Raw genomic sequence first — 14,036 nt, forward strand, 5'->3', positions numbered from 1 at the left:
TTGTCCGGAACCGCGAGCAGTTGTTCCTTCACCGATTTCACCAGCGCACCCATGGCGGGACCGCCCGCGAAGGCTTCGTCCGCATCGATACCCGGCAACTCCAGCCGCACCGGATGCACGGCCGTGAACCAGCCGACGGTGCGGGACAGATCGGCACCCGGCACCACGGTCTCTTCGCGGCCGTGACCTTCCAGTTTGACCAGCACTGCCGCCGACGGATCGTCACCGCGCAGCCGTGCCAGGGCCAGCGCGAGCGCGGCCAGCAGGGCATCGTTGGGGCCGCCGTGGTAGCGGGCGCCGACAGTGGTCAGCACCGCCTCGGTGACCTCGGTGGGCAGCGAGACCTCGAACCGTTCGACGGTCGCGTTGGTGTCGATCGCCGGATCGAAAGCCCGGGTGCCGAGCAGCGGGTCCGGGGTGGCGGCGGTCTTCTGCCAATACGGCAATTCGGCGCGGCGTTCCGGATCGCCGGCGGCCTCGGCCAGCCCGTGCGCCCAGCGGCGCAGCGAGGTACCGACCGGCGGCAGGGCCACCGCCTGCCCGGCCGCGAGCTGCGACCAGGCCAGTGCCAGATCCGGGATGACCATCCGCCACGATACACCGTCGATGATGAAATGGTGCGCCACGAACAGCAGCACATCGCGACGTTCGCCGCGGAAGGCGAACCAGACGAATTGGGCCATCACGGCCCCGTCCGGATCCAGCCGTCCCAGCGCGGCATCGAATTCGGCGGAGGCGAGGCGGGCGAGTTCGGCCTCGCCGATCTCGTCGTCGAGGTCCACCCGGTGCACCAGCTCATCGATATCGATCGCGCCGGGGGCCAGAACCTCGAACTCCGGCGCACCCGCGGCCGGCTGCACCAGCCGGGAACGCAGGACATCGTGGTGATCGAATACCGCGGACAGGGTCGCCACCAGGGTCTCCCGATCGATATCGACCGGTAGGCGCAGCATCATCGGCTGGGTGAACCGCTGATATGGCGCACCGTCGTGCAGGATCTGGGACATGACCGGCAGCAGCGGCATGGTGCCGACTCCGCCGCCGGGCAGTTCCGCCAGCCGCTGTTCCGCGGCGGCGCCGACCGTCGCGATCTCGGCGAGCCCGGCCACGGTTCGCCGCTCGAACACATCGCGCGGACTGAACGCCACACCACGGGCCTTGGCCCGGGAGACCAGCTGGATCGACAGAATACTGTCGCCGCCGAGGGCGAAGAACGAATCGTCGACACCGATCCGCTCGACCCCGAGCACATCGGCGAACACCTCGGCGATCACGGTTTCGGCCTCGCCCACCGGGGCCCGGTAGCTCTGTGCCTCCAGCACCGGTTCCGGGAGCGCCTTACGGTCCAGTTTGCCCACCGGCGTGAGCGGTATCTCGTCGAGGACCACGATCGCCGACGGCACCATATGGGCGGGCAGTCCCGCGGAGACGAATTCGGTCACCGCAGCGGTATCCACGCTGCGCCCCCGCACCGGGAGCACATACGACACCAGAATCGTCGCGCCCGCGGCGGTTTCCCGGCCGAGGGTCACCGCGTAGTCGATATCCGGATGCGCGGCCAGGGCGGTATCGATCTCCCCCAGTTCGACGCGGAAACCGCGGATCTTCACCTGGAAGTCGGACCGGCCGACGTAATCCAGTTCCCAGCGCACCGTGGGCAAGGCCTCGTTACCGGCGCGCTCACCGGGTGTCGCGTACCACCGGACGACATCGCCGGTGCGATACATCCGCGAACCTTCGAAACTGAACGGGTTGGCCACGAACCGGTCGGCGGTCAGGCCCGACCGGTTGTGGTAACCGCGTGCCAGCGCACCACCGGACAGGTACAGCTCACCTGCCACACCCGGCGGTACCGGATTCAACCGCGAGTCCAGGACCAGCGCCGAGATCCCGTGCACCGGATCGCCGATGGTGACGTGTTCGCCGGGGAACAGCCGCGCGTACGAGGAAATGATCGTGGTCTCGGTGGGACCGTAACCGTTGAAGTACCGGTGCCCCGGCTCCCATTTGGCCAGCAGTTCCGGTGTGGTCACATCACCGCCGACGGACACCACCTGCAGTGCATCCAGATTCGCCGGGTCCATGGTGCCGAGCACCGCCGGAGTGATGACCATATGGGTCACTTCTTCCGACCGCAGCAGTTCGGCCAGGTCGGGTCCGCCGATGATCTCACCGGGCACCACCACCAGGGTGGCGCCGACATAGCCCGTGCACACCCATTCCAGGACCGACGGGTCGAAACTCGGTGAGCAGATATGCAGGAACCGGTGCCGCGAATCGAGCTGGTACAGATCGGCGGCCACATCGGCGAGACCCCCGATACCCGCGTGCGTCACCACGACGCCCTTCGGCAGGCCGGTGGAGCCGGAGGTGTAGATGACATAGGCGGGATGCCACATCATCAGCGGCGCGAGCCGCTCGGCATCGGTGACCCGGTGATCCGGCTTCGCCGCGATCTCGGCCTGCACGGCCGGATCGTCCAGCCGCAGCCAGGTCGAATCGCCCGGCAGGCGGTCGACGAACTCACTGCTGGTCAAACCCAGTACGGCGCCGGAATCGGAGAGCATATGCCGCATCCGGTCCGCCGGGTAGTTCGGATCCACCGGCAGATGCGCGCCACCGGCCTTGGTGACCGCCCAGAACCCCAGCACGATCTCGTAAGAACGCGGGAATGCCAGCGCCACAATACTTTCCGGTCCGACACCGCGGTCGATCAGCACGCGGGCCAGCCGGGAGGATTCCGCGTCCAGCTCCCGGTAGGTCACCGACCGGCCGCGGTACCGGACCGCCACACCGTCGGGATTCGTCCGGACACCGTGGTGCAGGATCTCCGGCAGCAGCCCGGTCGCCATCACCTCGTCGCCGTGGATATGGGTGAGCAGGCGGTATTCGGAATCGTCGATGATCGGCAGATCGCCGATCGGCGCTTCGGGCGCCCGGACGAGGGCGTCCAGCAGATGTACGAAGCGGCGGGCGAAAACTCCCACGGTCTCCTCGTCGAAGAGGTCGCGGGCGTAGGAGAATTCCGCCGCCATCCCTGCTTCCGTTTCGACGATCCGCAGCGAGAGATCGAACTTCGCAGTGTCGGCATCGAATTCGACCCCGGCGATCCGCAGCCCGGGCAGTTCGAATCCGGCGGCCGGCAGATTGTCGAACGACAGCGCGACCTGGAACAGCGGATGCCGGGCGGTGGAACGCTCGACCTCGACGAGTTCCACCAGCCGTTCGAACGGCACATCGGCGTGCGCGAACGCCTGGAGATCGGCTTCCTTGGTCGCTGTGAGGAATTCGGAGAAACTCAGCTCTCCGCGCACATGCGACCGCAGCACCAGGGTGTTGACGAACATACCGACCACATCGTCGAGTTCGGCCTCGCCGCGGCCCGCGATCGGGGTGCCGACCGCCACATCGTCGGTGCCCGACAATCGGGCCAGCAACAACGCCAGCGCCGCGTGCACGACCATGAACACCGTGCTGTTGTGTTCGGCGGCCAGCCGGGTCACACCCCGGTGCAGCCCGGAATCGATCCGGAAGGGCACGGTGCCACCGGCGAACGATTGCACGCTGGGCCGCGGGCGATCACCGGGCAGATTCAGTTCGTCCGGCAACCCGGCCAGCGCCCGGCGCCAGTAACGCGCCTGCGCGCTGACCAGGCTCTCCGGATCGTCCTCCGAGCCGAGCACCGCCCGCTGCCAGATGCTGTAGTCCGCGTACTGAACCGGCAACGGCGCCCATTGAGGTACCGCACCGGCGGAACGAGCGGCGTAGGCGGTCATCACATCACGGGTCAGCGGACCCATCGACCAGCCGTCGGAGCTGATGTGGTGCACCACGAAAACCAGTACGTATTCATCGGCGGCCGGATGGAACAGCGCCGCCCGCAACGGGATTTCGGTGGTCACATCGAAACCGGCCGCGACCGCCTCGGTGATCCGGGCACGCAGATCATCGGCCGCCACCGGAATCGGCGTCAGGTCGGGCACGGCCCGGGCCACCGGCAGCACCATCTGGTAGGGCCGCCCGTCGTGGGACGGGTAGACGGTGCGCAGGGTTTCGTGCCGCGAAACCACATCGGTGACGGCCGTGCGCAACGCCGCCACGTCGAGGGTGCCGGTCAGGCGGACCGCCACGGGAATGTTGTAGGCCGCCGAGTCGGGGTCGAACTGGTTGAGGAACCACATGCGCTGCTGCGCCAGCGACAACGGCACCCGATCGGGTCGCGGCTGCGGGGCGAGCACGGGCCGATCGGCACGGTCGCCGGCAGTCTCCGCCGCGGCCGCCAAGGCGGACACCGTGGAAGCCTCGAACAGCATGCGGACCGGGACCTGCGTATCCAGCGCCTGGCCGACCCGGGCGGCGACCTGGGTCGCGATCAGCGAGTTACCACCCAACGCGAAGAAATCGTCATCCGCGCCGATACGCTCGACACCGAGCACATCGGCGAACACGCCCGCAACGATCTCCTCGATCGGAGTCGACGGCGCCCGGAACTCACGAGTCTCGAAGGTAGGCTCCGGCAACGCCTTACGATCCAGCTTGCCGGACGTATTCAACGGGAACTCGTCCAACTCGACGACGGCCGCCGGGACCATATAGGTCGGCAAAACTTCACGCACCGCGTCCAGCAGAGCGGTCTGCACGATCTGCTGTCCCGGGGCGGGCACGACGTAGGCGACGAGCTGCTCACCGAGTTGTGATGCCGCTACTACGACCGCTGCCTGGCTGACCTGCGATTGCGCCAGGAACGCCGACTCGATCTCCCCCAACTCGATCCGCTGACCACGGAACTTCACCTGGAAATCCGTACGACCCAAATACTCCAACACCGGTTCACCATCGACACGCTGCCAACGCACCAAGTCACCCGTGCGATACATCCGCGCACCCGGATCGAACGGACTCGCCACAAACCGGTCAGAACTCAGATCCGGCCGGGTTACGTATCCGCGCGCGAGCTGATCACCCGCGAGATACAGCTCACCGATGACCCCCTCGGGCACGGGACGCAACCGCGAATCCAACACATACACGCGGGAATTCCACTGCGGCACACCGATCGGCACACTGCCGGTCTCGTCACCCGTGGCCTTCCAATAGGTGATCGACACCGCAGCCTCGGTCGGACCATACAAGTTATGCACCGCAGCATCCGAGACCGCATGCATCGCAGTCACCGTCTCCGGCGGCAACGCTTCACCGATCACGAACACATGCTCGAGACTCGACACCGCCCCAGCCGTGGTATGCGCCGCGAACACAGTCAACATCGACGGCACGAAATCGGTGACCGTGACCCGCTGCTCCGCAATCACCCGAGCCAAATACTCCGGATCACGGTGACCATCCGGAGTAGCCACCACCAAATGAGCGCCCGCGGCCAACGGGAGGAAGTAACCCCACAGTGAGACGTCGAAGGTAGTAGCGGTCTTCTGCAAGTACACATCCGATGCGTCCATCGGATACTCCGCCAACATCCACGCGACCTGATTCGCGATCGCCGAATGCGGCACCGCCACACCCTTCGGGCGCCCCGTCGAACCCGACGTGAAAATCACATACGCGGTATTCGACGGCCGAACCGGCGCGAGCCGATCGGCATCCGTCACGGGCGCGGCATCGAAACCGCTGGTATCGAGGATGTCCAGCGCCAGCACCGGCACACCCGCGAGCACACCCAGGCTGTCTCCGGCGACCACACTGTCACCGCCGGAACCGAAACCGCCCGCACCGGCTGCCGCGCCGACGCCGACAGCTTGTGCATCGGCAGTCGTCGACAGCAGGCAGACCGGTGCCGCTGTATCGAGGATGTAACCGATCCGCTCCGCCGGATGCGACGGATCCAACGGCACATACGCACCACCGGCCGCCACCACCGCATACATACCCACAACCAGGTCCACCGACCGGGAAACCAGCAACCCGACCAGCGACTCCGGACCCACACCCTGCGCGACCAAATGCCGCGCCAAACGGTTCACCCGAGCCGAGAACTCGCCGTAGGACAGACTTGTCCCCTCGAACGACACCGCCACCCGATCCGGGTTCGCGACGACCGCCCGTTCGAACCCGTCCAGCAGCAACCGCTGCGGTACCGCGTGTTCGGTGGCGTTCCACTCCGTCAGAACCAGGCTGCGCTCGGCAGGGGCGAGGATTTCGAGGTCACCCACCGGCACCGCGGCATCCGTGACGATCTCACCCAGCAACCGGATGAACCGGTCGACGAAACCCTGCACCGTGGCGCGATCGAACAAGGCGGTCGCATAGGTGATGTAACCGGAAACACCTTGTGGCGCGCCGGTTTCGTTGTAGGCGTCGCCGAGGATGAGGTTCAGGTCGAACTGGGAGATCTCGGTATCGATATCGACGCCGGAGACTGTCAGCCCTTGCAGTTCCAGGCTGGTGCGACCGAGGTTCTGGAAGGTGAAGCCGACCTGGAACAGCGGATGCCGCGCCTGCGAACGCGTCGGGTTCAGCACCTCCACCAGACGTTCGAACGGCACGTCCGCGTTCGCGAATGCCGCGATATCCACCTGCCGTTGCCGTGCCAGGAGATCGGTGAATGTCTCTTCGCGGTCGAACCGGGTCCGGAACACCAGGGTGTTGACGAACATACCGATCAGATCGTCGAGCGCCTGGTCACCGCGGCCGGCGACGGGTGTGCCGATGGTGATGTCGTCGACGCCGGACAGCCGCGACAGCAGTACCGCGAACGCGGTATGCGCCACCATGAACAGGGTCGCGCCCTGCTGCTGCGCCAACTGTTGCAGACCGGTGTGGATCTCGGCATCGATATGGACCGGCACGCGTCCACCGGTGAACGACTGCGCCGCCGGGCGCGGGCGGTCCATCGGCAGGTCCAGCTGCTCCGGAATCCCGGCCAGCGCCGACTCCCAGTAGCCGAGCTGCTTCGCCGCCAGCGATTCCGGATCGGATTCGTCGCCCAGCAGGTCCCGTTGCCAGATACTGAAATCGGCGTACTGCACCGGCAGCGGCGACCAGCCCGGCGCCTCGCCCGCGGACCGTGCCGCATAGGCGGTCATCACATCGCGGGTCAGCGGAGCGATCGACGAACCGTCGGTCGCGATATGGTGCACCACCAGTACGAGGACGAACTCGTCGGGGGCGCCGGTCGCGCCGGTCACCTGCAACAGCGCCACCCGCAACGGCACCTCGGCCGTCACATCGAAACCGGTCGCCGCCAATTCCGAAACGGCTGCCACGACATCGTCGGCGGCCACCGACCGCACCTCGAGCCGCGGGGCGGCCTGCCCCACCGGCAGTACCACCTGCACCGGGCCGGACCCGGTTTCCGGGTACACCGTCCGCAGCACCTCGTGGCGCGCCGCGAGATCCGTGACCGCGGCCCGCAGCGCCGCCACATCCAGCTCGCCGGACAAACGGATCGCCAATGGAATGTTGTAGGCGGCCGACGCGCCGTCGAAGCGGTTGAGGAACCACATCCGCTGCTGCGCCGGCGACAACGGCGCGGCCGCCACGATATCGCCCGACAGCAGTTCCCGGTTCGGGCGCGGCTGCGGTACCAGCGCCGGGCGGCCGCCGGATCCGGTCTGTTCCTGGATCCGGGTGGCCAAGGCCGTGACGGTGGACGTTTCGAAGAGCAGCCGGACCGCGACCGTCGTGTCCAGGGCCGCGCCGAGGCGTGCGGCCACCTGCGTCGCGATCAGTGAGTTACCGCCGAGGGCGAAGAAATCGTCATCCGCGCCCACGCGTTCCACATGCAGCACATCGGCGAAGACGCCGGCGACGATCTCTTCGATCGGGGTCGACGGGGCACGGAATTCCCGGGTTTCGAAGGTCGGCTCCGGCAGTGCCTTGCGATCCAGCTTCCCGGAGGTATTGAGCGGGAATGCGTCGAGTTCGACGACAGCCGCCGGGACCATGTAGGTCGGCAGGACCTCGCGTACCGCCTCCAGCAGGGCGGCCGATTCGATCTGCTGCCCGGGGGCGGGTACGACATACGCCACCAGCTGCTCACCGAGCTGGGACGCGGCGACGGTCACCACCACCTGGCTGGTCTGCGGCTGCGCGAGGAACGCGGATTCGATCTCCCCGAGTTCGATCCGCTGACCGCGGAACTTCACCTGGAAATCGGTGCGGCCCAAATACTCCAGGGCCGGTTGACCATCGACCCGCTGCCAACGCACCAGGTCGCCCGTGCGGTACATCCGCCGGCCGGTGTCGAACGGGCTCGCCACGAACCGATCCGAACTCAGATCCGGGCGGGTCACATATCCACGGGCCAGCTGGTCACCGGCCAGATACAGCTCGCCGGTCACCCCCTCGGGCACCGGCCGCAACCGCGAATCCAGCACATACACCCGCGAGTTCCACTCCGGCACACCGATCGGCACACTGCCGGTTTCGTCACCGGTGGCCTGCCAATAGGTGATCGAGACGGCGGCCTCGGTCGGTCCGTAGAGGTTGTGCACCGTGGCGTCGGAGACGGCGTGCATCGCGGTGACGGTTTCCGGCGGCAACGCCTCCCCGACCGCGAAGACATGCCGCAGGCTCGGGATCGACCCCGGCGCGGTGTGGGTGGCGAACACCGTCAGCATCGACGGCACGAAATCGGTGATCGTGACCTGCTGCTCGGCGATGACCTGCGCCAGATACTCGGGGTCGCGGTGACCGTCCGGGGTCGCCACCACCAAATGCGCGCCGGCGGCCAACGGCAGGAAATATCCCCACAGTGAGACGTCGAAGGTGGTCGCGGTCTTCTGCAGATACACGTCCGCGGAACCCATCGGATACTGCGACAGCATCCACGCGACCTGGTTGGCGATCGCCGAATGCGATACCGCCACCCCCTTCGGGCGGCCCGTCGAACCCGATGTGAAGAGCACATACGCGGTATTCGACGGCCGCATCGGCGCATGCCGATCCACATCGGTGACCGGCGCGGCGGCGAAACCGCTGGTATCGAGAGTGTCCAAGGCGAGCACGGGCACACCCGCGATCTCGTCAGATCCGGTGCCTGCCGGGTCCGTGCCCGCGTCGCCGCGGACCGCTCGCACATCGGCAGTAGTCGACAGCAGGCAGACCGGTTGCGCGGTATCGAGGATGTAGCCGATCCGTTCGGCCGGATGCGCGGGATCCAGCGGTACGTACGCACCACCGGCCGCGACCACCGCGTACATACCGACCACCAGGTCCAGCGACCGCGATACCAGCAACCCGACCAGCGATTCCGGGCCGACTCCCTGCGCAACGAGCAACCGCGCCACCCGGTTCACCCGGCCGGAGAACTCGCTGTAGGTCAGACTCGTCCCCTCGTACGTCACCGCCACCCGATCCGGGAAAGCGGCGGCCGCGCGCTCGAATCCTTCCAGCAGCAGTCGCGGGGTGAAGGGGTATCCGGTGGCGTTCCACTGCTCGAGCACCCGCGTGCGTTCGGCCGTGGCGAGGATCTCGAGGTCACCGACCGGCACGGCCGGGTTCGCGACGATACCGCGCAGCAGCCGGGTCAGCCGGTCGGCGAATCCCTCGACCGTCGCGTGATCGAACAGTGCGGTGGCGTAGTTCAGGTAACCGTCCAACCCCAGGGGTTCGCCGGTTTCGTCATAGGAATCACCGACGATGAGGTTCAGGTCGAACTGCGACATCTCGGTATCGAAGTCCACGGCCGATACCGTCAGGCCCGGCAGGGCCAGACCGGCGGGCCCCATGTTCTGGAAGGTGAGCCCCACCTGGAACAGCGGATGACGCGCGGTCGAACGAACCGGGTTCAGCACCTCCACCAGACGCTCGAACGGCACATCCGCATGCGCGTAGGCCGCGATATCGATTTCGCGCTGCCGCGCCAGCAGATCCGTGAACGCTTCGCCGCGATCGAGCCGGGTCCGGAACACCAGCGTGTTGACGAACATACCGATCAGATCGTCGAGGGCCTGTTCGCCGCGACCCGCGATCGGGGTGCCGATGGTGATGTCGTCGGCGCCGGACAGCCGCGACAGCAGCACTGCCAGTGCCGAATGCACCACCATGAACAAGGTGGCGCCCTGTTCCTGCGCCACTCGCAGCAGACCGGCATGGAGTTCGGGATCCAGCCGTATCTCCACCCGGCCACCGGCGAACGACTGCGCCGCCGGGCGTGGCCGGTCCATCGGCAGGTCGAGCTGATCCGGGATCCCGGCCAGCGCCGACTCCCAGTACCCGAGCTGCTCGGCCGCCAGCGATTCCGGATCGGATTCGTCACCGAGCAGCGCCCGCTGCCAGATGCTGTAGTCGGCGTACTGCACCGGCAACGGCGCCCAGCCCGGCGCCTCGCCGGCGGCGCGCGCCGCGTAGGCGATCATCAGATCCCTGGTGAGCGGCCCCACCGAGGAACCGTCACTGGCGATATGGTGCACCACCATCGCCAGTACGAATTCCCCGTGCACGGCGCCTGTTTCGACGCCTGCGGTATCGGCCGGTCCGTCCACCCGGAACAATGCCACCCGCAACGGCACCTCGGCCGTCACATCGAAACCGGTCGAGGCCAGCTCCGATACCGCGGCGATGACCTCGGCGGCCGGCACCGACCGCACCTGCAGGCCCGGCCCGGCGTCACCGGCGGGCAACACCACCTGCACGGGGCCCGATTCGGTCTCCGGGTACACCGTGCGCAGCACCTCGTGCCGGCGCACCAGATCGCCGACCGCCGCGCGCAGGGCGGCCACATCCAACTCACCGGACAACCGGATCGCCATCGGCAGGTTGTACGCCAGCGACTGCTGATCGAAGCGGTTGAGGAACCACATCCGCTGCTGCGCCGACGACAACGGCGCCGACGCCACGACCTCACCCGACGGCAGCGTCGTGCTCGAACGCTGCTGCGGGACCAGTGCGGTACGTCCGCCGGCCCCGGCCTGCTCCTCGATCCGCGCGGCCAGCGAGGTCACCGTCGATGCCTCGAACAGCAGCCGCACCGGCACCTGCGCGTCCAGCGCCTGCCCGACACGGGCGGCGACCTGGGTCGCGATCAGCGAGTTACCACCCAACGTGAAGAAATCGTCATCCGCACCGATACGGCGCACTCCGAGGACATCGGCGAAGACCCCGGCGACGATCTCCTCGATCGGAGTCGACGGGGCCCGGAACTCACGCGTCTCGAACTCGGGTTCCGGCAACGCCTTACGATCCAGCTTGCCGGACGTATTCAACGGGAACGCATCGAGTTCGACGACGGCCGCCGGAACCATGTAGGTCGGCAGCACCTCACGTACAGCATCCAGCAGAGCGGTCTGCACGATCTCCTGCCCCGGGGCGGGCACTACATACGCAACCAGCTGCTCGCCCAACTGGGAAGCGGAAACCGTCACCGCGGCCTGACTGACCTGCGGCTGCGCCAGGAACGCCGACTCGATCTCCCCCAGCTCGATCCGCTGACCACGGAACTTCACCTGGAAATCCGTACGACCCAAATACTCCAGGACCGGCTGGCTTTGGCCGTCGACCCGCTGCCAGCGCACCAGGTCGCCGGTGCGATACATCCGCTGACCAGCGTCGAACGGGCTCGCCACGAACCGGTCAGAGCTGAGATCCGGACGCGTCACATACCCGCGCGCCAACTGATCACCCGCAAGATACAACTCACCCGTGACGCCCTCGGGCACCGGACGCAACCGCGAATCGAGCACATACACACGCGAGTTCCACTGCGGCACACCGATCGGCACACTCGCGGTTTCCTCACCCGTGGCCTTCCAATAGGTGATCGACACCGCAGCCTCGGTCGGACCATACAAGTTATGCACCGCAGCATCCGAGACCGCATGCATCGCAGTCACCGTCTCCGGCGGCAACGCTTCACCGATCACGAACACATGCTCGAGACTCGACACCGCCCCAGCCGCCGTATGCGCCGCGAAGACAGTCAGCATGGACGGCACGAAGTCGGTGACCGTGACCCGCTGTTCGGCAATCACCCGCGCCAGATACTCGGGATCACGGTGACCGTCCGGAGTTGCCACCACCAAGTGAGCGCCCGCGGCCAACGGGAGGAAGTAGCCCCACAGTGAGACGTCGAACGTCGTCGCGGTCTTCTGCAGATAGACGTCGCCCGTATCCATCGGATACTCCGCCAGCATCCACGCGACCTGGTTCGCGATCGCCGAATGCGGCACCGCCACACCCTTCGGCCGCCCCGTCGAACCGGAGGTGAAGATGACATACGCCGTGTTCGACGCACGCACCGGCGCGACCCGATCGGCATCGGTCAGCGGCGCAGCGTCGATACCACTTGTATCGAGAGTGTCCAGCGTCAACACCGGAACACCCGCGAGTGTGCCCACACCGTCATCGGCAACAGAACCGTCACGACCGGCGCCATCTGTGCCCCCGTCTGCCGGTTCGACTCCCACAGCCTGCGCATCGGCAGTGGTCGACAGCAGACACACCGGGTTCGCCGTATCGAGGATGTAACCGATCCGCTCCGCCGGATGCGACGGATCCAACGGCACATACGCACCACCGGCCGCCACCACCGCATACATACCCACAACGAGATCCACCGACCGCGAGGCAAGCAACCCGACCAACGACTCCGGACCCACACCCTGCGCGACCAAATGCCGCGCCAAACGGTTCACCCGAGCCGAGAACTCGCCGTAGGACAGACTTGTCCCCTCGAACGACACCGCCACCCGATCCGGGTTCGCCGCTGCCATCCGCTCGAACCCGTCCAGCAGCAACCGCTCGGACAGCGCATGCTCGGTCGAGTTCCACTCCGCCAGCACCCGACCGCGCTCGACCGGGGCCAGGATCTCCAGATCCCCCACCGGCGCCGACGCGTTCGCGACGATCTCACCCAGCAACCGGGTGAACCGGTCCACGAATTCCTGCGCTGTCGCCCGGTCGAACAGGTCCGTGGCGTAGGTCAGATAACCGTCCATACCCGCCGGGGTTCCGGCGATGTCGTAGCTGTCGCCGACCATCAGATTCAGGTCGAACTGGGAGATCTCGATATCGATATCGACACCGGCGACCGTCAGACCCGGTAGTTCGAGGGCGGACCGCGCCATGTTCTGGAAGGTCAAGCCGACCTGGAACAGCGGATGCCGCGCCTGCGAGCGGACGGGGTTGAGCACCTCCACCAGACGTTCGAACGGCACGTCGGCATTCGCGAAGGCGGCGATATCGATTTCGCGCTGCCGTGCCAGCAGATCCGTGAACGCTTCACCGCGATCGAGCCGGGTCCGGAACACCAGCGTGTTCACGAACATACCGATCAGATCGTCGAGTACCTGTTCGCCGCGACCCGCCACCGGGGTACCGATGGTGATGTCGTCGGTGCCCGAGAGCCGCGACAGCAGCACCGCCAGCGCCGAATGCACCACCATGAACAACGTGGCATTCTGCTGCTGACCGATGGCCAGCAGCCCGGCGTGTGTCTCGGCGTCGATCCGCACCTCGAGCCGGCCGCCCACATAGGACTGCACGGCGGGCCGCGGGCGATCGGCCGGCAGGTCGAGCTGCTCCGGGATCCCGGCCAGCTCCGTCTCCCAGTACCCGAGCTGCTTCGCCGCCAGCGATCCCGGATCGGATTCGTCGCCCAGCAGGTTGCGCTGCCAGATACTGAAATCGGCGTACTGCACCGGCAGCGGTGCCCAGCCGGGGGTCTCACCGGCCGTGCGGGCCACGTACGCGGCCATCAGGTCGCGGGTCAGCGGGCCGACCGAAGAGCCGTCGGCGGCGATATGGTGCACCACCATGGCGAGCACGTATTCGGCCGCATCCGCGGCATTGCCGGCCGCGTTCACCTCGAAAAGTGTTACCCGAAGCGGTACCTCGGTGGTCACATCGAAACCGGACGAGGCCAGTTCCGAGACGGCGGTGACGATTTCGCCGGCCGCCACGGTCCGCACCTCGAGCTGCGGTACCGCCCGGCCGACCGGCAGGACAACCTGCACCGGACCGGATTCGGTCTCCGGATACACCGTGCGCAGGACCTCGTGCCGCGCCACCAGATCCGCGACCGCGACCCGCAGAGCCTCGATATCGAGTTCACCGGACAACCGGATCGCCAGCGGAATGTT

1 protein-coding gene is annotated in these 14,036 nt (G+C 67.0%); it reads right to left on the reverse strand.

Translation table 11 applies throughout. The annotated features are described in order from the left end of the window. On the reverse strand, nt 1-14,036 hold a 14,036-nt coding region (locus ON22_RS22810; RefSeq protein WP_043740525.1), incomplete at both ends, for a non-ribosomal peptide synthetase.

This window comes from Nocardia carnea NBRC 14403 (assembly GCF_000308515.1).
Taxonomy (GTDB): Bacteria; Actinomycetota; Actinomycetes; order Mycobacteriales; family Mycobacteriaceae; genus Nocardia; species Nocardia carnea.